The 19,573-nt window shown below is 71.0% G+C and carries 21 protein-coding genes; 10 read left to right on the top strand and 11 right to left on the bottom strand.

Features of this window, described 5'->3' with window-relative positions; genetic code table 11:
* Positions 1-155: 155 nt before the first annotated feature.
* The 4 genes from VGF64_06165 to VGF64_06150 are packed head-to-tail and all read left to right on the top strand — an operon-like array spanning position 156 to position 2,461.
* The gene (locus VGF64_06165) at positions 156-347 is read left to right on the top strand and encodes a ferredoxin (GenBank protein ID HEY1634323.1); all 192 of its coding nucleotides are present in this window, start codon (positions 156-158) and stop codon (positions 345-347) included.
* A gap of 10 nt (positions 348-357) precedes the next feature.
* Positions 358-1,530 (top strand): acetyl-CoA acetyltransferase, encoded by a 1,173-nt coding sequence (locus VGF64_06160; protein ID HEY1634322.1) that lies wholly within the window; start codon positions 358-360, stop codon positions 1,528-1,530.
* Complete coding sequence (locus tag VGF64_06155; protein ID HEY1634321.1) at positions 1,527-2,003, top strand: Zn-ribbon domain-containing OB-fold protein; 477 nt, start codon at positions 1,527-1,529, stop codon at positions 2,001-2,003. The genes VGF64_06160 and VGF64_06155 overlap by 4 nt, the downstream gene beginning before the upstream one ends.
* Positions 2,000-2,461 (top strand): PPOX class F420-dependent oxidoreductase, encoded by a 462-nt coding sequence (locus tag VGF64_06150; GenBank protein HEY1634320.1) that lies wholly within the window; start codon positions 2,000-2,002, stop codon positions 2,459-2,461. Before VGF64_06155 ends, VGF64_06150 begins: the two co-directional genes overlap by 4 nt.
* 12 nt (positions 2,462-2,473) lie before the next feature.
* On the opposite strand, the gene VGF64_06145 is transcribed toward VGF64_06150, so the two are convergent.
* From VGF64_06145 to VGF64_06115, 7 genes are all read right to left on the bottom strand, one after another.
* Positions 2,474-3,628, bottom strand: a complete 1,155-nt coding sequence (locus VGF64_06145) for a cobalamin-independent methionine synthase II family protein (protein ID HEY1634319.1) — start codon at positions 3,626-3,628, stop codon at positions 2,474-2,476.
* A gap of 34 nt (positions 3,629-3,662) precedes the next feature.
* Positions 3,663-5,018, bottom strand: coding sequence for an amidohydrolase family protein (locus VGF64_06140; GenBank protein ID HEY1634318.1), 1,356 nt, complete (start codon positions 5,016-5,018; stop codon positions 3,663-3,665).
* The gene (locus VGF64_06135) at positions 5,015-6,463 is read right to left on the bottom strand and encodes a class I adenylate-forming enzyme family protein (protein HEY1634317.1); all 1,449 of its coding nucleotides are present in this window, start codon (positions 6,461-6,463) and stop codon (positions 5,015-5,017) included. The genes VGF64_06140 and VGF64_06135 overlap by 4 nt, the downstream gene beginning before the upstream one ends.
* The gene (locus tag VGF64_06130; protein ID HEY1634316.1) at positions 6,460-7,491 is read right to left on the bottom strand and encodes an enoyl-CoA hydratase/isomerase family protein; all 1,032 of its coding nucleotides are present in this window, start codon (positions 7,489-7,491) and stop codon (positions 6,460-6,462) included. Before VGF64_06130 ends, VGF64_06135 begins: the two co-directional genes overlap by 4 nt.
* A 46-nt stretch (positions 7,492-7,537) precedes the next feature.
* A complete protein-coding gene (locus VGF64_06125) occupies positions 7,538-7,681 on the bottom strand; it encodes a hypothetical protein (GenBank protein ID HEY1634315.1) in 144 nt (47 codons plus the stop codon).
* A gap of 137 nt (positions 7,682-7,818) precedes the next feature.
* Positions 7,819-8,946: a nitronate monooxygenase family protein gene (locus VGF64_06120; GenBank protein HEY1634314.1), complete on the bottom strand. Its 1,128-nt coding sequence runs from the start codon at positions 8,944-8,946 to the stop codon at positions 7,819-7,821.
* 28 nt (positions 8,947-8,974) lie between these two features.
* Positions 8,975-10,648, bottom strand: a complete 1,674-nt coding sequence (locus tag VGF64_06115) for an acyl-CoA synthetase (protein HEY1634313.1) — start codon at positions 10,646-10,648, stop codon at positions 8,975-8,977.
* A 69-nt stretch (positions 10,649-10,717) separates the two neighbouring features.
* On the opposite strand from VGF64_06115, the gene VGF64_06110 reads away from it, so the two are divergent.
* From VGF64_06110 to VGF64_06095, 4 genes are read left to right on the top strand one after another with little or no spacing between them, the layout of a single operon-like run.
* Entirely contained in the window at positions 10,718-11,623 is a 906-nt protein-coding gene (locus VGF64_06110) for an SDR family oxidoreductase (protein HEY1634312.1), read from the top strand.
* A gap of 16 nt (positions 11,624-11,639) precedes the next feature.
* Positions 11,640-12,830: an acyl-CoA dehydrogenase family protein gene (locus VGF64_06105; protein HEY1634311.1), complete on the top strand. Its 1,191-nt coding sequence runs from the start codon at positions 11,640-11,642 to the stop codon at positions 12,828-12,830.
* Entirely contained in the window at positions 12,827-13,624 is a 798-nt protein-coding gene (locus VGF64_06100; GenBank protein HEY1634310.1) for an SDR family oxidoreductase, read from the top strand. The genes VGF64_06105 and VGF64_06100 overlap by 4 nt, the downstream gene beginning before the upstream one ends.
* 36 nt (positions 13,625-13,660) lie before the next feature.
* A complete protein-coding gene (locus tag VGF64_06095) occupies positions 13,661-15,058 on the top strand; it encodes a wax ester/triacylglycerol synthase family O-acyltransferase (protein ID HEY1634309.1) in 1,398 nt (465 codons plus the stop codon).
* A gap of 5 nt (positions 15,059-15,063) precedes the next feature.
* Here VGF64_06095 and VGF64_06090 read toward each other — a convergent pair whose 3' ends face one another.
* Positions 15,064-15,726, bottom strand: a complete 663-nt coding sequence (locus VGF64_06090; protein HEY1634308.1) for a response regulator transcription factor — start codon at positions 15,724-15,726, stop codon at positions 15,064-15,066.
* Complete coding sequence (locus VGF64_06085; protein ID HEY1634307.1) at positions 15,723-16,994, bottom strand: PspC domain-containing protein; 1,272 nt, start codon at positions 16,992-16,994, stop codon at positions 15,723-15,725. The genes VGF64_06090 and VGF64_06085 overlap by 4 nt, the downstream gene beginning before the upstream one ends.
* Before the next feature lie 273 nt (positions 16,995-17,267).
* Between VGF64_06085 and VGF64_06080 the strand changes: the two genes are divergently transcribed.
* Both VGF64_06080 and VGF64_06075 read left to right on the top strand, forming a co-directional pair.
* Positions 17,268-17,534, top strand: a complete 267-nt coding sequence (locus VGF64_06080; protein ID HEY1634306.1) for a PspC domain-containing protein — start codon at positions 17,268-17,270, stop codon at positions 17,532-17,534.
* Between the two features lie 131 nt (positions 17,535-17,665).
* Positions 17,666-18,037, top strand: coding sequence for a DUF1707 domain-containing protein (locus VGF64_06075; GenBank protein HEY1634305.1), 372 nt, complete (start codon positions 17,666-17,668; stop codon positions 18,035-18,037).
* A 3-nt stretch (positions 18,038-18,040) separates the two neighbouring features.
* Here the strand turns inward: VGF64_06075 and VGF64_06070 are convergent, their stop codons facing one another.
* Positions 18,041-19,192: an acetyl-CoA C-acetyltransferase gene (locus tag VGF64_06070; protein ID HEY1634304.1), complete on the bottom strand. Its 1,152-nt coding sequence runs from the start codon at positions 19,190-19,192 to the stop codon at positions 18,041-18,043.
* A 13-nt stretch (positions 19,193-19,205) separates the two neighbouring features.
* Positions 19,206-19,573, bottom strand: a 368-nt coding sequence (locus tag VGF64_06065) for a lipid-transfer protein (GenBank protein ID HEY1634303.1), incomplete at its 5' end; no start/stop codon positions are given.

Below are 19,573 nucleotides of genomic sequence, written 5' to 3'. Positions count from 1 at the left end.
CCCATGCCCGCCTGCTGGAGGGGCACCGGGCAACCGACGAGCCGGGTGAAGGCAGTGTCCATGCCAGTCTCCGGGTCGGCACTAGAACGTGTTCGACTGGAGAACCTAGTATGGCGACGGCCCAGACGACCGCCGGAACCGAGGATGAGCCTGTCATGCGGGTAGTAGTCGACTATGACCTCTGCGAGAGCAACGCCCTCTGCATGGGCGTGGCACCCGAGGTCTTCGAGGTGCGCGACGACGACAACCTCTACATCCTGAACGAGAATCCACCCGAGGAGATGAGGGACAAGGTCGAGCAGGCCGTCCGGCTCTGCCCCAAGGCCGCCATCTCGATCGAGGACTGAGCACCCCTCGATGCCGGATCGGGCGCCCGTCATCGTCGGCACGGGCCTGAGCGACTACCCACAGGCGCCGGACCTCGACGGCGTCCAGCACCACTCCCAGGCCATGCAGCGGGCGCTGGCCGACTGCGGCCTGGCCAAGGGGGAGATCGACGGCTACCTCGACGCCGGCGGCGGCGGGGTGATGATCGACGACGCCGTGACCATGGCCGAGTACCTCGGCATCGACCACCGCTACATCGACGGCACGATGACCGGCGGCTCGTCGTTCGAGTTCCACGTCCAGCACGCGGCGGCCGCGATCAGACAGGGCCTGTGCGACACCGTCCTCATCACCTACGGCTCCGACCAGCTTTCCCGGATGGGACGGTCCCTCGGAACGGGCGGGCTCGGTCGCGGCGCGAAGCGGTTCGCCGGCCCCCAGCAGTACGAGGCCCCCTTCGGCAACTCCCTGGTGGGCTCCTACGCCATGGCGGCCCAGCGCCATATGTACGAGTTCGGCACGACGTCGGAGCAGCTGGCCGAGATCGCCGTCGGCGTCCGCGAGTTCGCCGGCCTCAACCCCAAGGCGATGTACCGCGAGCCGATCACCGTCGACGACGTCCTGGGCTCGCGGCTCATCGCCGACCCGCTGCACAAGCTGGACTGCTGCGTGATCTCCGACGGCGGCGGCGCGATCGTGATGACGACGGCCGAGCGGGCCCGCGACCTTCGTCAGCCTCCCGTGTACGTGCTCGGCGCGGCCGGGGCCCAGACCCACTGGAACATCAGCCAGATGCCCGACTTCACCGACACGGCCGCGAGCCGGTGCGGGCCCATCGCCTTCGGCCAGGCGGGCGTCGCGCCGGCCAACATCGACACGATCCAGTTCTACGACAGCTTCACCATCACGGTGATGCTCCTCCTCGAGGGCCTCGGTTTCTGCGCCAGGGGGGAGGGCGGCGCGTTCGTCAAGGACGGCCACCTGCGCCGGGGCGGCGACCTGCCGCTCAACACCGACGGCGGCGGGCTCTCGTCCTCGCACCCTGGCATGCGGGGCATCTTCCTGCTCATCGAGGCCGCCCGACAGCTGCGGGGCCAGGCGGGGGAGGCGCAGGTGCCCGACTGCGACCTGGCCGTGGCCTGCGGCAGCGGCGGCTGGCTCTCCTGCATCGGCGCCGTGATCCTCGGCCGGGAGCACCCGTGACGCCGGCCCGAGACGAATCGGACGTTCCCCCGCAGCCGGTCGAGCAATGGGAGCGGCCGCTCCCGCGCCCGGACAACGTGTCCAAGCCCTTCTGGGAGGCGGCCTCCCGTGGCGAGCTCCTGATCCAGCGGTGCCCCTCCGGGCATCGTCAGTTCTATCCCCGCGCCGTATGCCGCGTGTGTGGGGACGACCCGGGGTGGGAGCAGGCGTCGGGTCGGGGCACGGTCCACACCTACACCGTCATCCGCCAGAACCACGCCCGCCCCTTCCGCGACGAGCTGCCCTACGTGGTCGCCATGGTCGACCTGGTCGAGGGCGTGCGCATGATGGGCAACATCACCGGCTGCGCTCCCGACGAGGTGTACATCGGGATGCCGGTGGAGGTCCGCATGGTCCAGGCCGAGCCCGACGTCGGCGTGCCGTTCTGGCGGCCGGTGGCCGGCGGGCCGGGAACGAAAGGGGCGACTGCGTGAGCCGCAGGAACCAGATCGTCATGACCGAGGGGGAGATCGCCGAGTTCCTCGCGCCCGCGCGCAACCTCCAGGTGGCGACCATCAACCAGGACGGCACGCCCCACCTGGTGACCATGTACTACGCGGTGATCGACGGCAAGATCGTCTTCTGGACCTACCGGAAGTCGCAGAAGGTGTTCAACCTGCGCCGCGACCCGCGCATCACGGTCCTCGTCGAGGACGGCAAGGAGTACGGCGAGCTGCGCGGGGTGCAGATCACCGGCCGCGCCGCGCTGTCGGAGGACCATGACGCCGTGATGGCGGTGGGCGAGCGGCTGTTCGTCCGCTACTTCGGTGATGATCTCAACGACGCCGCCAGGGCGGGCGTCGAGGCCAGCGCGGCAAAGCGGGTGTCCATCACGGTGGAGCCCGACCACATCGTCTCCTGGGACCACACCAAGCTGGGCGGCGGCTACTGACCTTCGTGTGACCTACCTGGTCACCCCGGTCGCCAGCCGCCGACTCGCCATGCTGGCCCCTTCGGCCATGGCCGCCAGCTTGGCCCAGGTGATGTCCGGGTCCACGGTGAGCATGGACGCGAACGTGGCGAAGCCGCAGTCGCTGCCGGCCATGACGTGCTCCTGGCCGACGAGGCCGGCGTAGCGCTCGAGTCGCTGGGCCACCAGTTCGGGGTGCTCGATGTAGTTGGTCGTCGAGTCGATAACCCCCGGGATCAGCACCTTGTCGTCAGGGAGCTTCAGGTCCTCGAAGACCGTCCACTCCTGCTCGTGGCGGGGATTGGCGGCCTCGAAGGAGATGGCCATGGGCCTGGCCTTGAGCACCTCGCCGATGACGTCGGCCAGCGGGATGTCGTGGTGATGGGGGCCTTCGTAGTTGCCCCAGCACAGGTGCATGCGGAGGCGATCGGGCGGGATGTCTCTGGTGGCGTGGTTGAGCGCCTCCACCCGCGGGCCGAGGCCCTTGACGAATGCCTCCTTGCCCTCCGGGTGGGCGCGAATGTGGAAGTCCATGGCCAGGTCCGGGCAGTCCAGCTGGACGAGCAGCCCGGCCTGGTGGATCAGGTCGTACTCGGTCTTCATGGCGTCAGCCAGGGCGAAGACGTACTCCTCCTCGGTCTTGTAGTGCTGGTTGGGCTGGAAGACGGCGATCACGCCCGGAGAGGCGGCCGACATGAATACCTCGGTCGCCCGGGAGCCCTTGGTGGCGGCCGTCAGGTTGGCGATGTCCCGCTCCACCTGGCTGGGGTCCTCGTAGCCGACCGGACCGATGCACGCCGGGATCGTGCCCAGCGCCGACGACGCCTGGGCCATCGTCCGTTCGATGAACTTCGGGAACTCGACCATGTCGGCGATGGCGAGATTCGACTGCACATCGCTGGCGTCCCCGAACCCGGACAGACGGCTGGTCACGTAGGTGGCGTAGCTGATCTTGCTCACCTCGCCGTCGTTGACCACGTCGATCCCGGCGTCCAGCTGACGGGCCACCGTCAAGGCCACCGCCTCGCGGAGCACCTCAGGAGTGGCCGCCGCCACGGCGGCCGGGTCGGCCCCTTCGGGCAGGACGCTCTCGGGCCGCGGCAGGCTCCCCGTGTGTGTGGTGAGGATGCGCTCGGTGCTGGTCTTCATCGTCAGCTCCTTTCCTTGCTCAGAGAGACAGCAATCAGGACATCCAGACGACGTCTCCGCCGACGATCGTCGCCCGCACCAGGTGCGCCGACAGGCTGCGTCGGGCCTCCGCCCACGGCGAGCCCAGCAGGCACAGGTCCGCCACGTCGCCCGGGCGCACGGTGCGGCGCGGTCCACCCGGGTGCTCGGCCGGCCCCAGGAAGAGGCTCAGCGCCAGCTCCGGGGAGAGGCGCTCCGGCGCGCCGACGACCATTCCGTCCGGACCTGCCCTCGAGACGGCCGCGCTCATCGCCGACCACGGGTCGAGCACGCCCACCGGAGCGTCGCTGCCGGCGCCGACGGCCACCCCGGCGTCCAGCAGGGAGCGGAGCCGGTACAGGCCCTCGTGGTCGGCAGGATCGACGTCGGCGAGATAGACGTCGCCGCGCCGGGCGACGAAGTCGGGGTGGGTGACGACCGTGAGACCGAGGTCGGCGATGAGCGGGATCGTCTCGGCCGGCACCACGCTGGCGTGCTCGAGCCGGTCGCCGGCGGCGGTGCCGGCCTGTGCGAAGGCGGCCACCGCGGCCACGATCTCGGTCCGCGTCACCGCGTGCACGGCCACGCTCCAGCCCGCGGCGTGCGCCTTCTCAATGGTGGTGGCCAGCTCCTCGACGTCGGCATCGTCCTCCCGCAGGACGACCTTCATCGTCCGCAGGCTCACACCCGGCACCTCGGGCTCGTCGGGCGGCGCCATGGCCCGGGCGCGCACCGCCAGCGAGCGCATGCACTCGAGGTCGCCGGCGGTGTTCCCCGGCGTGGTGTCGGTGACACCCGTGATGCCGTAGCGGCACAGCGACGCCGAGACCTCGCCCAGGTCGGGCCGCCCGGCCGGCACCGCCTCCTGGAGCAGGCGATCCTCACCCACGAGGACGCCGTCGGGAAAGCGCGTCTCGAGACCGGTCACCCGCAGCGCTTCGGTGTTGAGAGTCCACGAGAGGCCGGTGCGGTCCTTCACCCGAACGGGGCGATCGTCCACGGCTGCGTCCAGCCGGGTCCGGTCGAGGCGTCCGGCGCGCCGGCTGTCGTAGGCCACGCCACGGATCCAGTCGCCCCGAGACAGCGACAGCGCGGCCGTCCGCAACGTGCGGGCCAGGGTGGGCTGGTCGACCACCTCGGGCGGGCCGCAGGGGACGGACGATCTCAGCGCCGCCTCGGCGAAGAGGTGCAGATGGTGGTCGTGCAGGCCGGGCAGCAGCGCCGCTCCGCCGGCGTCGATCTCGACGTCGTCGCGCCCATGCGCCGCCCGCTCAGCCGACATCGTCACCACTCGCCCGCCCTCGATCGACACGTCCAACCCGCGGCGCCCCCCGACCTCGCAGTCGCGGAGCACGAGGCGGTGGGCGTTCATCGTCGCTCGAGCTCGGCCCGCACCTCCCGGCGCAGGACCTTGCCGGTGGCCGTGGACGGCAGCTCGGCCGAGACGACCAGAGCGCGGGGCGCCTTGAGCGAGCCCAGCCGCTCCGAGGCCCAGGCCCGGATGGCATCGGCGTCGATGTCGGCGCCCGGCCTGAGGCTGACCATGGCGCCCACCCGCTCGCCCCATTCGGGATCCGGTATCCCGACGGCCGCCGCCGCGGCCACGGCCGGGTGGCCCAGGAGCACGTCCTCCACCTCGGTCGGGGAGATGTTCTCGCCGCCGCTGATGATGAGGTCGTCGTCCCGACCGGTGACGAAGAGGTAGCCCTCGGCGTCCAGGCACCCCATGTCACCGGTGCGCAGCCACCCGCCGGGCGCCAGCCTGGCGTCGGCGTCGAGGTAGCGGCCGCCCACCTGGGGGCCGCGCACGCAGATCTCGCCCACCGCAGCCGTCGCCATCGGGCGCCCCTGCTCGTCGGCGACCATGACCTCGATACCGGGCACGGGACGCCCGGCCGAGCTCAGCCGGCGGCGCACCGCAGGGTCCTCGCTCGCCGCCGACCGTCGGTGGTCCTCGGGGTCGAGCACGGCGATCGTCGAGCTCGTCTCGGTCAGCCCGTAGGCGTTGACGAACCCCGTGTCCGGGAACAGGCGCAGGGCCCGCTCGAGCACGGGCCCGGGCATGCGGGAGCCGCCGTAGGCGAGCGAGCGCAGCCGCGGCGGCCGGGCATCGGGCGTGGATTCCAGGGCGTCGACGATGCGGGCCAGCATGGTGGGCACGACGAGCGCGTGGGTCACGTCCTCGCGCCGGGCGGTCTCGAGCCAGCCCTCGGCCGAGAACGACGGCAGCGGGACCAGCCGTCGTCCGCCGTAGCAGGAGGTGAGCACGCTGGTCACCCCGGCCACGTGGAACGGCGGGACGGCGAGCAACGCCGCCTCGTCGGGCTCCGCCGAGCCGAACTCCACCGTGTTGAGGACGTAGGAGACCAGGTTGTCGTGCTCCAGCACCGCCGCCTTCGGTGCCGCCGACGTCCCACTCGTGAACAGCAGGACCGCCGGCCGCTCGCTGTCTTGCGAAATTGGGCTGGTGCCGCCGTCCCCCCCGCGCCCACTCTCGTCCAGCCATTCTTCGCCCCGCACCTGGACGGTGGGCTCCAACCGGTCGAGCAGGCGCTGGAGGGCGGCCTCTGGCAGGCGGTAGTTGAGCGGGGCGTAGCTGATGCCCGCCCAGGCGGCGGCGAAGAGGGCGACGGGCACGACGGGCCCGTTGCTGGCCAGCAGGGCGAGGGTGGACGCGTCGGTCTCGCCCAGCCGGGTCGCCGACGTCCCCGCCATCCGGTACACGTCGGCGAAGGTCAGACCGTCGCTGCGGCTCCCGATGGCGACGCGATCGCCGTGCCCCTCGGCCGCCATCTCCAGCAGCATGGTCAGGTTCAACGTGCCTCCACGGTCAGCTCCTGCATGCGGGCCCGCAGTCTGTCGCGCGGGACCACCTCGTCCACCAGCCTCAAGGCCAGGGCGGTGTCGGCGTCGATCGTCCCTCCCGACAGCAGGAGATCCAGCAGCACGCTGGAGCTTGCCCGACGGGGGATGGACACTGTCCCGCCCGCCCCTGGGATCAGCCCGAGATCCAGCTCGGGGAGCCCGAGCCGGGCGTCCTCGGCCGCCACCACGCGTCCGGCGAAGGCCGGCAGCTCGATCCCCGCCCCCAGGCAGGACCCGTGGATCCCCACCACGATCCGGGACTCGAGCTCGGACATCAAGAGGGCCAGGGAGCGGCCGAGGCGAACGGCGTGGGCCTCGACCGGACCGGGGGCCGTCCCGAACTCGCCGAGGTCACCCCCCGAGCAGAACGACGGTCCGTCGCCGCGAAGCACGACCGTGACCTCTGGCCGCGACCGCGCCTCGTCGAGGGCGGCGTGCAGCTCGTCGCGCATGCGGGCGTCGAGGGCGTTGTGGCGGTCGGGGCGGGTCAGCACGATCTCCCAGACGCCTCCCTGACGCTCGACCCGCACCCGGGGTCGGGTGTCGGCCCTGGTTGTTGTCGGAGCCCGGCTCGCCAGCCACTGTCGGAACTCGGGCCCGGCCTGGAGCAGCGAGTAGGTGGTCGACTCGGCCACCAGGCCCGACCAGGGGGAGCCGCTCGCCGCTCGAACGAGGAGGGCGGCGGCCATGGCAGCCCGCGAAGCGCGGTCGAAGCCCTTCTCCCACCGGTCGGCCTCGGCCGGGTCGGTGGTCCACAGATCGAAAGCGGGGGCCAGCCAGGGATCCGCCGGGCCGACCCCGATGGTGAGGGCGGCGACGTGGTCGAGGAAGCGCCGGATCTCGGCCTGGTCCTCGGCGCCCAGCGTGGCCAGCTCGGACCACGACGAGCGACCGCCTTCGATCCGTAGGAGTGTGGCCTCCCCGACGAGGTCGCCGGCCACCAGCTCCGCCGGGCTCCGGCCGGCGCTCGGCGCCAGCATCCGGGGATCGACGGTCGCCCCGCCCAACGGCTTCCTCAGTTCCGAGTCAGTCCGAGGACGGGAGCGGCTTGGGCTGGAGGATCTCCATGCGCTGGCCGTGGCACTCCAGGCCGCCCTCGCCCGCCTTGGTCACCAGCACCTGTCCGCCGCATTCGGCGCAGGAGTACCGCTTACCGAGGTTGTTGGCCACCTGCCGCGCCCTCCTCGGATCGGTCGGCCAGCGGGCGGCCGCAACACGACAGCTCGCCTGTTGGCGCCTTGACGACGACGATCTCGGTGCCGCAGCTCGTGCAGCGGACCCGCTCTCCGACTCCGGTCATGGCCTCATCATAGGGACTCGGTGGATTCCTCCACGAGGCTGCCCAGGCCCTGGGTGGTCTCGATGAACTCCTCGACCATGTCGAAGATCACGTCCTTGGCCGGCCGCACATTGTTCATCTCGCCCACGATCTGGCCCACCGGCATCCCCAGCAGCTCCTTGACCTGGAACTTGTTGATCCGGCGGGTGGCGTCGGCGGTGAGCATGTACTGGAGCGGCATGGGCAGGGTGCCGGGCGAGTCGGGGCTCTCCCAGGCCTGGGTCCACTCCGTGCGCAGCATCCGGGCCGGCTTGCCCGTGAGCGAGCGCGACCGGACCGTGGCGGACGAGTCGGCCGCCAGGAGCTTGTCCATCACCGGCGGCGTCATATCGCTCTCGGCCACCGTGAGCCAGATGGAGCCCGTCCACACCCCGTCGGCGCCCAGTGCCATGGCCGCCGCCATCTGACGGCCGCTGCCGATGCCGCCGGCCGCCAGCACCGGTGTCGGTGCCACCGCCTCGATCACCTGGGGAACCAGCACCATGGTGGAGATCTCGCCGGTGTGGCCGCCGGCCTCGTGGCCCTGGGCCACGATGATGTCCACGCCCTGGTTGACCTGGCGCTGGGCCTGGGCCGGCTTGCCCACCAGGGCGGCGACCTTGACCCCGTGCTCGTGGGCCAGGTCGACGATGTCCTTGGGCGGGGGACCCAGCGCGTTCACCAGCAGCTCGATCGGATGCGACAGGGCGATGTCGACCTGGGGCCGGGCCCCTTCGTGGGTCCAGCCCAGCAGGCCCGAGCGCTCCTCCTCGTCGGGGGGCAGCTGGGGCACGTCGTAGCGGTCGAGCACCTCCTCGACGTACTTGCGGTGCGTCTCGGGGATCATCTTCTGGAGGTCGTCCTCCAGGTGCTGGGGGTCGATCTCGCCTGCGCCGGCGTAGGACGCGGGCATGACCACGTCGACCCCGTAGGGCTTGCCGCCGACGTGCTCGTCGATCCAGGACAGCTCGATCTCGAGCTGCTCGGGCGTGAAGGCCAGGGCGCCCAGCACCCCCATACCCCCGGCCCGGCTGACCGCGGCCACCACGTCGCGGCAGTGGCTGAAGGCGAATATCGGCAGGTCGAGCTCGAACAGCTCAGACGCCTTGGTACGCATCTCTTCCTCCCAAAGGGTCGGTCATGGCTCAGGTCGGTCCGGCCGGCGTCGCCGCCGTGGTCGCGGAGGTCGCAGTGCTCAGCGCCCAGGGGTAGTCGGGCTTGCCGCTCGGGCTGCGCTGGACCGTCTCGACCACGTGCAATTGCCGGGGGACCTTGTAGCCGGCCAGCAGCGACCGGCAATGCGTCTGGATGGGCTCGAGGGCGAGAGCGGCGCCGGGACGCGGCTGCACGACAGCCGCCACGCGCTGGCCCCATCGCTCGTCGGGCACGCCCACCACGACGGCGTCGTAGACGTCCGGGTGGGACTTGACCGCCGCCTCCACCTCCTCGGGGAAGATCTTCTCGCCGCCCGAGTTGATCGACTGAGACCCGCGGCCCAGGAGGGTGATGGTGCCGTCGGCCTCCACCGTGGCGAAATCGCCGGGCATGGCGTAGCGCACGCCGTCCGCCTCTATGAAGGTGGCCGCCGTCTTCTCGGGGTCCTTGTAATAGCCGACGGGGATGTCGCCCATGCGGGCAAGCTTGCCCACGACGCCCGACCCTGGCACCACCGGCTTGAGGTCGTCGTCGAGGACCACCGACCCGGCGATGGGTTGCACCGTCGGCCCCCCCTTCATCGCCGTGTGGTCGGGCTGGACGAGCACGAGGCCGTTGCTCCCCGTCTCGGACGCCCCGATGGCGTCGGTGATCACCAGGTTGGGCAGCCGGCGGAAGAAGGCGTCCTTCACCGTGGGCGAGAAGATGGCCGCCGTGCTGACGACGGCCAGGAGGGACGAGATGTCGTAGCTGGCGCCGGAAGCCTCCAGGGCCTCGATCAACGGGCGGGCCATGGCGTCGCCGGTGACCATGAGCACGTTGACCTGTTCCTTCTCGATGTGCTGCCACACGTCGTCGGGGTCGAACCGGCTCACCAGGACCACCTTGTTCCCGATGAAGCTGCCGCCCATGACCGCCCACTGGGTCGCTCCGTGCATGAGCGGAGCGATCGGCAACGAGATCACCGCGCCTGCCCGGCCCTTCTCGACCATCTCCTCGGGACTGACCACGCGCTCGTTGGATCGCGGGTCGATGCCGCCGCCGAGGGCGAAGAACACGTCCTCGTGGTGCCACACCACGCCCTTGGGCATGCCCGTGGTGCCGCCGGTGTAGAGGAGGTAGAGATCCTTGCCGGAGCGGGGAGCGAAGTCCCGCTCGGGGGACGCCGAGGCCAGGGCCTCCTCGTAGTCGACCGACTCCACCCCGGCGGCCTCGGCGCCGCTGTCGTCCTCGATCACGAGCGAGTGGCGGAGCTGGGGCAGCTGGTCGCGTACGGCTGCGACCCTGGGGGCGAACTCCCTCTGGTAGATGAGGGCCACCAGGTCGGCGTTGTCGAACAGGTAGCGGAGCTCGTCGTCGACGTAGCGGTAGTTGATGTTGACCCAGACGGCGCGGAGCTTGAAGATCGCCCACAGGGCCTCGACCCACTCCACCGAGTTGTAGGCGTAGATCCCGACGTGGTCGCCAGGCCCGACGCCGTGGGCAGCCAGATGGTGGGCGAGGCGGTTGGCCCGACCCTCCATCTCGGCGTAGGTGCGGCGCTTTCCCTCGGCCAGCAGGCAGTCGCGGTCGCCGAAGGCGTCGACCGCCCGCTCGAAGAGGTCGGCCAGGTTGAACTCGGCCGGGCCCCCCCTGACCGCCCCCTGACTAGAACGTGTTGCCATTCCACCCGATGCTAACGTCACGTCAGGTTTCGCGGGAACTGGACGCGACCGAGGGTGCAGGAGGCCTGGTTGGGCGGGTACCTCGAGGAGAAAGCCATCGCCGTGACCGGCGCCGGGCGCGGCATCGGCCGGGCCGTGGCGCTGGCTTGCGCCGCCGAGGGGGCCCGAGTGGTGGTCGCCGATTTCGGTGTCGGCATCGCGGGGGAGGAGCCCACCAGCGACGTCGCCGACGCCGTGGTGAAGGAGATCGCCGACGCCGGGGGCACCGCCGTCGCCGTGGCTGACACGGTCACCACCATGGCCGGGGGTCAGCGGATCGTGCAGACCGCCATCGACAGCTGGGGGCGCATCGACGGCGTCGTCTGCGTGGCCGGGATCCTGCGCGAGCGGATGCTGTTCAACATGAGCGAGGAGGAGTTCGACCCCGTGGTCGAGACCCACCTCAAGGGAACGTTCACGGTCTTCCGCGCCGCCTCGGCGATCATGCGCAAGCAGGAGTCGGGCACGCTCGTCGGCTTCACCTCCGGAGCCTTCGCCGGCAGCGTGGCTCAGGCCAACTACAGCGCGGCCAAGGGCGGCATCGTCTCCCTGGTCCGCAGCGCCGCCGCCGGCCTCTCACGCTACGGGGTGACGGCCAACGCCATCGCTCCCGTGGCCCGGACGAGGATGTCGGCGAACGTCCCCATGGAGCTGGGCGAGATGGGAGAGCCCGAGGACGTGGCGCCGATGGTGGTGTACCTGCTGTCCGACCAGGCCCGTCACGTCACCGGCCAGGTGTACACGGCCGTGGGCGGCAAGATCGCCGTCTGGAACCAGCCCACCGAGGTCCGGGCCATGTACACCGACGGTCGCTGGACACCGCAGGAGATCGAGGCCCGCCTCGACTCGACGGTGGGCCAGGAGCGGATGGCCCTGCTCGACCGCCTCGAGGCGATGCGCCAGGCGGCCGCGGTGGGGGAGAAGCCCAACGCCTAGCGGGGGGCGGGCGCCGGTGAACGTGCGCTTCAGCGCCGAGGACGAGTCCTTCCGCAAAGAGGTCCGGGAGTGGCTGGCCGACCACGTCGTCGGCGAGGTGGCGGCGCTGGGGGCTCGCGGCGGCCCGGGGTACGAGCACGAGGGGTTCGAGGTGCGGGCCGCCTGGGAGCGCACCCTGGGCCAGGCCGGGTGGATCGGGATCGGGTGGCCGCCCGAGCAGGGGGGGCGTGGCGCCAGCCTGGTGCAGCAGGTCATCTTCGAGGAGGAGTACCTGCGAGCGGGCGCGCCCGCTCGGGTGGGGATCGTGGGCGAGGGTCTCCTGGGCCCGACCCTGATCGCCTTCGGCACCCCCGAGCAGCAGCAGCGCTTCCTGCCTCCGATCCTCTCGGGCGAGGAGCTGTGGTGCCAGGGCTACTCGGAGCCGGACGCGGGCTCCGATCTGGCCAACGTCAAGACCAGGGCATCGCTCGACGGGGACGAGTGGGTCATCAACGGACAGAAGGTGTGGACGTCGCTGGCCACCTGGTCCGACTGGTGCTTCGTGGTGTGCCGGACCGATCCCGCAGCGGCGAAGCACCGGGGGATCTCCTATCTCCTCTGCCCGATGCGTCAGCCCGGCATCGAGGTGCGGCCCATCGTCCAGCTCACCGGCACCTCGGAGTTCAACGAGGTCTTCTTCGACGGCGCCCGCACAGCGCGCACCAACATCGTCGGCGACGTCAACGGCGGTTGGCGCGTCGCCATGGGGACCCTCGGCTTCGAGCGGGGAGTCTCGACCCTCGCCCGCCAGGTGGCCTTCGAGGGCGAGCTTGCCTCGGTGCTCGAGGGGGCGCGATCCCGAGGCTTGACGGCCGATGCCGTGATGCGCCAGCGACTGACCCAGTCCTGGATCGGCCTGCGCATCATGCGGCTCAACGCGCTGCGCACGTTGGCCCTCTCCGACCGGGGTACGCCCGGTCCCGAAGCGTCGATCGCCAAGCTGTACTGGTCCACCTGGCACCGCGGCCTGGGTGAGCTGGGTGTGGACGTGCTGGGCCCGGCGGCGGAGGTCGCGGGCGCCTTTCCCTACGATCTCACCGACGCCCAGCGGAGCTTCCTCTTCAGCCGGGCCGACACCGTCTACGGCGGCTCGAACCAGATCCAGCGCAACATCCTCGGAGAGCGGGTGCTGGGCCTGCCGCCCGAGCCGAAGCCGGAGGGGCGATGATGAATTCGTCAGGGCTGCCGGGCGTTCCGCCCTATCCAAAGGGGCATCAGCTGCTCGAGGGGCGCACGGTGCTGGTGACGGCGGCGGCGGGGACCGGCATCGGGTTGGCCACCGCCCGGCGGTGCGCCGAGGAGGGCGCCTTCGTCGTGGTGAGCGATCGTCACGAGCGGCGGCTGCAGGAGGCGGCCGAGGAGCTCGAGCCGGTGATGGGCAGCCGACCCCCCGCCGTGGCGTGCGACGTCACCAGTGAGGCCGACGTGCAGCGGCTCTTCGAGACGGCGGTCGGGGCGGCGGGCCACCTCGACGTGCTGGTGAACAACGCCGGGCTGGGGGGCACCGCCAACGTGGTCGACATGACCGACGACCAGTGGGGGGCGGTGCTGGACGTGACCCTCAACGGGACCTTCCGCTGCACCCGTGCCGGGCTGCGGCACATGGTGGCGCGACAGTCGGGGGCCATCGTCAACAACGCCTCGGTCATCGGGTGGCGGGCCCAGGTGGGACAGGCCCACTACGCGGCGGCCAAGGCCGGGGTCATGGCCCTTACACGCTGCGCGGCGCTGGAGGCGGCGCCCGCCGGGGTGCGGGTCAACGCCGTCTCACCGAGCCTGGCCACCCACCCGTTCCTCACCAAGGTGATGGCCGAGGACGTGCTCGACGAGCTCACGACGCGCGAGGCGTACGGGCGGGGCGCCGAGCCGTGGGAGGTCGCCAACGTCATCGTCTTCCTGGCCAGCGAGTACGCCGGGTACATGACCGGCGAAGTGGTGTCGGTGAGCAGCCAGCACCCCTAGAAGAACGGCGCCCCCGGTGTTAGCGTCGCGGGTCCGATGACTGGTGATCGTCTGAGCCCGCTCGACTCGTCGTTCCTGCACCTCGAGGACCGGGTCAGCCACATGCACATCGGGTCGATCTCCATCTTCGAAGGCCCGGAGCCGCCGTTCGAGCAGTTCGTGGCCATGATCGAGGGCAAGCTCCCTCTCGTCCCCCGCTACCGCCAGGTGGTCCGGGAGGTGCCCTTCCAGCTCGAGCGTCCCGTGTGGGTCGACGATCCCGACTTCAACATCGAGTACCACGTGCGTCACACCGCGCTGCCCACGCCGGGCGGCGAGGCGGAGCTCCGCAGCCTGGTCGGGAGGCTGATGTCCCAACAGCTCGACCGGACCAAGCCCCTGTGGGAGATCTGGGTCGTCCAGGGGCTCGACCAGGGGCGCTGGGCCATGGTGGCCAAGACCCACCACGCCATGGTCGACGGCGTGTCGGGCACCGAGCTGCTGGCCGTGATCATGGACACCTCCCCCCAGCCGTCGCCGCCCGTCGCCGACGACTGGCACCCGTCGCCGCTTCCCTCCGGCCGACGGCTGGCGGTCGAGGCGGCCGTCCAGCTCGCAGTGAGCCCCTACGAGCAGCTGCGGGCCATCCGAGCCGCCACCCGTGTTCCTCGCCAGGCGCTGCAACAGTTGGGTGAGGTGGTTCAGGGCGTCTCCTCCATGGCGGGAGTGCTCCGTGCGAACCCCGTCTCGACGCTCAACGGCCCGATCGGGCCGCATCGCCGGTACGCGTGGACGTCGACTTCGGTCGAGGACGTCAAGGTGGTTCGCAAGGGCCTGGGCGGCACCTTCAACGACGTTGTCCTCGCGGCGATCACCGACGGCTTCCGGGAGCTCCTGCTGTCTCGGGGGGAGGTCGTCGACCGCAAGGTGAGGACGCTCGTGCCGGTGTCGGTGCGAGCGCGGGATGCCAGCGGACGGGCGGTGGGCGATTCCACCTACGAGAACAAGGTCTCCGCGATGTTCGCCTCGCTGCCTGTCGATCTGGAGCGCCCCGACGAGCGACTGCACGCCATCACCGAGCAGATGAAGGGGCTCAAGGAGTCCAATGAGGCGGTGGCCGGCGAAGCGCTCACGTCACTGTCGGGTTTCGCCCCGCCGATGCTGCTTGCCCTGGGCATGCGCGTCGCCGGCCGTGTCCAGCAGCACAACATCAACACCGGGACCACCAACGTGCCGGGGCCACAGTTCCCGCTGTACGCGGCCGGCCGACGGATGCTGAAGTCCTACCCCTACGTTCCGCTGTTCGGTCAGGTTCGCATCGCCGTAGCGATCTTCTCCTATGACGGCCAGGTCAACTTCGGCGTGACGGGAGACTACGACAGTGCTCCCGATCTCGAGGTGCTCTGTCGCGGGATCGAGGAGGGGATGAGCCGGCTCCTCGAGCTCAGCGGCTGACGCGTTCAGGCCAGGCGGCGATCGGTCGCCCACTTGGTGAGCTGGTGACGCGACGAGAGCTGGAGCTTGCGCAGCACCGCCGAGACGTGGCTCTCCACCGTCTTGCTGGAGATCGACAGCTCCCGGGCCAGCTCCTTGTAGGTGTAGCCGCGGGCGATGAGGCGCAGGACCTCCCGCTCGCGCGCCGAGAGCTGGTCGAGCTCGGGATCGAACGAGGCGGGCACCCCGTCGGTGGCGGGCATCGACGCGAAGGCGTCGAGCACGAACCCGGCCAGACGGGGCGAGAACACGGCGTCGCCGTCGGCGACTCGCCGGATGGCGGCGACCAACTCCGGACCCGAGATGGTCTTGGTGACGTAGCCCCGGGCGCCGGCGCGGATGACGGCGATGACATCCTCGGGAGCGTCGGAGACGGAGAGGGCGAGGAACCGGATCTCCGGGTGGTCGGGCTTGATCGCCTGAAGGACGGCCTGGCCCCCTCCCTCGGGGAAATGGACGTCCAGCAGGACCACCTCGGGCGTGCGCTCCAGGATGAGCTCGACGGCGGCGCCCACCTCGTCGGCTTCGCCGACCACCTCCACCTCGTCGCCCAGCTCGGCCCGCACGCCGGACCGGAACAGGTGGTGGTCGTCGACCAGGAACACCCTGGGCCTGGCGCCCGGGCTCATGCCCGATCGCCCGCCCGGTCGCCCCTTCTCGGCATCGTGAGCTCCACCTCGGTGCCCGCCCCCGGTGTCGAGCGGACGGCTGCGATGCCACCGTGGCGGGCCATCCTCGCCCGGATGGACTCGGCGATCCCCTGACGGTCCGCGGGGATCTCGGTCGGGTCGAACCCGTGGCCCCGATCGCGCACGAACAGGGTCACCTTGTCCGGCTCCACCTCGGCGAACAACGACACGACCGGCGCACCGGACCACTTGGCCGCGTTGACCGTTCCCTCCTTGCCGGCGGCGAGCAGGGCCCGGAGCTCCTCGGCCAGCGTGCAGTCACCGACGGTCACGGCCTCCACGGCCACGCCGTGGGTGCTCTCCACCTCGTGCTCGATCAGCTGCACCCCCGCGGCCAGGGTCGACGCTTCCTCTTCCCCGAACGAGCCGGGCCGGCGCCCGTCGAACAGCCACGACCGAAGCTCGCGCTCCTGGGTCCTCGCCAGCTGCACGACGCGCTGCGGGTTGTCCGACGACTTCTGGATCAGGGCGAGGGTCTGGAGCACCGAGTCGTGGACGCGCGCTGCCATCTCCGTTCGCTCCTCGGCGCGCACGCGGGCCTGGCGCTCGTTGACCAGCTGACGGGCAACACTCAACCACCAGGGTCCGAACAACACGACGAAGGCGGCGATGACGAGCAGGGTGCCGCCTGCCGGTCGGAGGATGGCCGTGCTCGGGTGCCCGAGGACGATCACGAGGAGGCCGGCGCCCAGGAGTACCACGCCGATGACGATCCTCAGCACCAACGAGAGGCGGGAGCGCCGGGGCTCGGTGCTGACCTGGAGCAGGGTCCCTGTCACCTGGCGCATCCACGCGCTCTCGTCCTCCTCCGCGTTGCGCCAGATCAGCACCAGGCCGGCCAGGCTGAGGTAGAACGGCCAGGCGACCGAGCTGGCGTAGCCGATGCGGAGCACCGCCACCACCAGCACGGTGAGGACCAGCAGGGGCACGAACGCCACGGCGAGGGCGATCCCGGCTCGATCGGACTTTGCCCTGCTGATGATCGGGGCCGTCCCGCCCTCGACCGGCAGCACGAGCCACGCCACCACGTAGGCGGCGACACCGAGGCCGCTGGCCAGCCCGAACAACACCAGGGCGATGCGGACCAGCGTGACGTCGACGCCCAGCCGGGCAGCGATGCCGCCGGCGACGCCGGCGATCAGCCGGTCGTCCCGGCTCCGACGCAGCGGCCCCCGCCCCCGCAGGTGGCGCCCCCAGTGGCGGTGCATGGCGGCCGCGCCGTGCCGCCACTGACGCGGGTCCTCCCATCCGGAGCGCCGCCACGGGGGGCCCCCGCCGGCGCCTCGTCCCCAGGGGGGGCCGGGCGGCGCCCGTGGCGGCGGCGGAGGTCGGGAGTCGGTGGAGTCGGCGATACGTCGATCATCGCGCCCAGCCGAGGGCCTGGCCATCGGGGAAAGCCCTGGTCGGCCGGGGTCCGACTCGGGGTCCGATCGGGGTCATCCCCGATAGCGGCGACGAGCCCGGCACCCCATGATCGACCCATGGAGAACGCGACACCTGACACCACCGCCGGAGAGGCTCACATCCTCCGTCGTCCTCACGCCGGGCGGATGCTGGCGGGCGTGGCGGCCGGAATCGCCGACCACCTCGACCTCGATGTGACGCTCGTCCGCATCGTCCTCGTGGTCCTCGCCTTCGTCGGGGGGTTGGCCGTCCCGCTCTACCTGGCGGCCTGGCTGCTCATCCCCGACGAAGGCGCGGACGTGAGCATGGCCGAGGAGCTCGTTGATCGATTCCGGTCATGCTGACGGCGTGGCCGTGCCACCGAGAAAGGACAGACATGCAATCGCCATGGGAACCGCCCTGGGCGGGCGGCGCAGACCCTCGATCGGCCTCCGGGGCCGGCCGGCGCCGACCTCCCCGAGACACCGATGCGCGCATGCGCATCTCTCACGCCGAGCGCAACGAGATCGCCGACACGCTCTCGAAGCACTACGCCGAAGGTCGGCTCGACAGCGACGAGTTCGACGAGCGCGTCGGACGGGTCATGAACGCCAAGACGCGCGGTGACGTGGTCGGCGTGCTCGATGACCTGCCCGGGATCGGCTCGCCGGCTCCGTCCCCGCCCCGCCGCCGGCCGATCCGACACTGGTTCATCGCCCTGCTGCTGGTGCTCTTCGTGGCCGGCCTCGTCGCCATGCCCCCGCACGTGCCGTGGCTGCTGGTTGGCATTGTGGCGTTCCTGCTCTGGAACCGGTTCCGCTGGCGTCACTACCGGCGCCAGCGCGACCTGGCGTCACGGTCGTGGTGAGGGTCAGGCCAGGCGCTCGATGATCGTGGTGTTGGCCTGACCGCCGCCCTCGCACATGGTCTGCAGACCGTAGCGGCCACCGGTCCGCTCCAGCTCGCAGAGCAGGGTCGTCATCAGTCTCGTGCCCGTCGCTCCCAGCGGGTGTCCGAGGGCGATGGCCCCGCCGTTGACGTTGACCTTTTCCAGATCGGCTCCGGTCTCCTGCTGCCAGGCCAGCACGACCGAGGCGAACGCCTCGTTGATCTCGACAAGATCGATGTCGTCCAGCGACAGGCCCGACCGTTCCAGGGCGTAGGCGGTGGCGGGGATCGGCGCCGTCAGCATGTAGACCGGATCAGCCCCTCGGCAGCTGAGGTGGTGGACGCGGGCCCTGGGTGTCAGCCCGTGCTCGCGCACCGCCGCCTCCGACGCCACGAGCATGGCACTGGCGGCGTCGGAGATCTGGCTCGAGACGGCGGCGGTGAGGCGGCCGCCGTCGACGAGGGCGGGCAGCGACGACATTTTCTCGAGCGAGGTGTCGCGCGGGCCCTCATCAGTGGAAACGGCATCGACCGCGACGATCTCCTGCTCGAACCGACCCTCGGCGATGGCCTGGAGGGCCCGGCGATGGCTCTCGAGGGCGAACCGCTCCATGTCCTCGCGCGAGACGCCCCACTTGTCGGCGATCATCTCCGCCCCTCGGAACTGGGAGATCTCCTGGGTGCCATAGCGGGCGACCCAACCCGACGACCCCGAGAACGGGTCGGAGAACCCGAGGGGCTCGGCGGCGGTGAGCGCGGACGCGATCGGGATCATGCTCATGTTCTGCACGCCGCCCGCCACGACGAGGTCGTTGGTGCCGCTCATGACGGCCTGGGCGGCGAAATGCAGCGCCTGCTGGGACGACCCGCACTGCCGGTCGATCGTCGTGCCCGGGACCTCCTCGGGCAGCCCCGCCGCCAGCCAGCAGGTGCGGGCGATGTCGCCGGCCTGGGGGCCGATGGTGTCGACACAGCCGAGCAGCACGTCCTCCACCGCCGCCGGATCGACGTCGGTGCGCGCCACCAGTGCCTCGAGCACGTGGGCCCCGAGGTCGGCGGGGTGGACCTGGCTCAGACCGCCGCCCCGCTTCCCGACGGGGGTCCGTACGGCGTCGACGATGTAGGCCTCGCTCACCGACGGCTCCTCCTCATCTCACGACCACCACAGAGGATCCGTGTCCGAACAGACCCTGGTTGACGGTCACTCCTGCGTTGGCCCCCTCGACCTGACGGTCGCCCGCCTCTCCCCGCAGCTGCCAGGTCAGCTCGCAGACCTGGGCGATGGCCTGGGCGGGGACGGCCTCTCCGAAGCAGCCCAGGCCGCCGCTCGGGTTCACCGGGATGCGGCCGCCCAGCGTGGTGTCACCGTCATTGAGGAGCCGCTCGGCCTCGCCCTCCTTGCACAGGCCGATGTTCTCGTACCAGTCGAGCTCCAGGGCGGTCGACAGGTCGTAGACCTCGGCCACGTCGAGATCGTCGGGACCCAACCCGGCTTCCTCGTACGCGGCGTGGGCGA

This window comes from Acidimicrobiales bacterium (assembly GCA_036491125.1).
Taxonomy (GTDB): Bacteria; Actinomycetota; Acidimicrobiia; order Acidimicrobiales; family AC-9; genus AC-9.
This window is presented reverse-complemented; position numbering and strand designations above follow the sequence as displayed.

Bases quoted from the DNA above. Each gene is read 5' to 3' on its own strand.
- VGF64_06165 (HEY1634323.1), top strand. From the start codon at position 156: ATGCGGGTAGTAGTCGACTATGACCTCTGCGAGAGCAACGCCCTCTGC.
- VGF64_06160 (HEY1634322.1), top strand. From the start codon at position 358: ATGCCGGATCGGGCGCCCGTCATCGTCGGCACGGGCCTGAGCGACTAC.
- VGF64_06145 (HEY1634319.1), bottom strand. From the start codon at position 3,628: ATGAAGACCAGCACCGAGCGCATCCTCACCACACACACGGGGAGCCTG.
- VGF64_06140 (HEY1634318.1), bottom strand. From the start codon at position 5,018: ATGAACGCCCACCGCCTCGTGCTCCGCGACTGCGAGGTCGGGGGGCGC.
- VGF64_06130 (HEY1634316.1), bottom strand. From the start codon at position 7,491: ATGCTGGCGCCGAGCGCCGGCCGGAGCCCGGCGGAGCTGGTGGCCGGC.
- VGF64_06120 (HEY1634314.1), bottom strand. From the start codon at position 8,946: ATGCGTACCAAGGCGTCTGAGCTGTTCGAGCTCGACCTGCCGATATTC.
- VGF64_06115 (HEY1634313.1), bottom strand. From the start codon at position 10,648: ATGGCAACACGTTCTAGTCAGGGGGCGGTCAGGGGGGGCCCGGCCGAG.
- VGF64_06100 (HEY1634310.1), top strand. From the start codon at position 12,827: ATGATGAATTCGTCAGGGCTGCCGGGCGTTCCGCCCTATCCAAAGGGG.
- VGF64_06095 (HEY1634309.1), top strand. From the start codon at position 13,661: ATGACTGGTGATCGTCTGAGCCCGCTCGACTCGTCGTTCCTGCACCTC.
- VGF64_06090 (HEY1634308.1), bottom strand. From the start codon at position 15,726: ATGAGCCCGGGCGCCAGGCCCAGGGTGTTCCTGGTCGACGACCACCAC.
- VGF64_06085 (HEY1634307.1), bottom strand. From the start codon at position 16,994: ATGCACCGCCACTGGGGGCGCCACCTGCGGGGGCGGGGGCCGCTGCGT.
- VGF64_06080 (HEY1634306.1), top strand. From the start codon at position 17,268: ATGGAGAACGCGACACCTGACACCACCGCCGGAGAGGCTCACATCCTC.
- VGF64_06075 (HEY1634305.1), top strand. From the start codon at position 17,666: ATGCGCATCTCTCACGCCGAGCGCAACGAGATCGCCGACACGCTCTCG.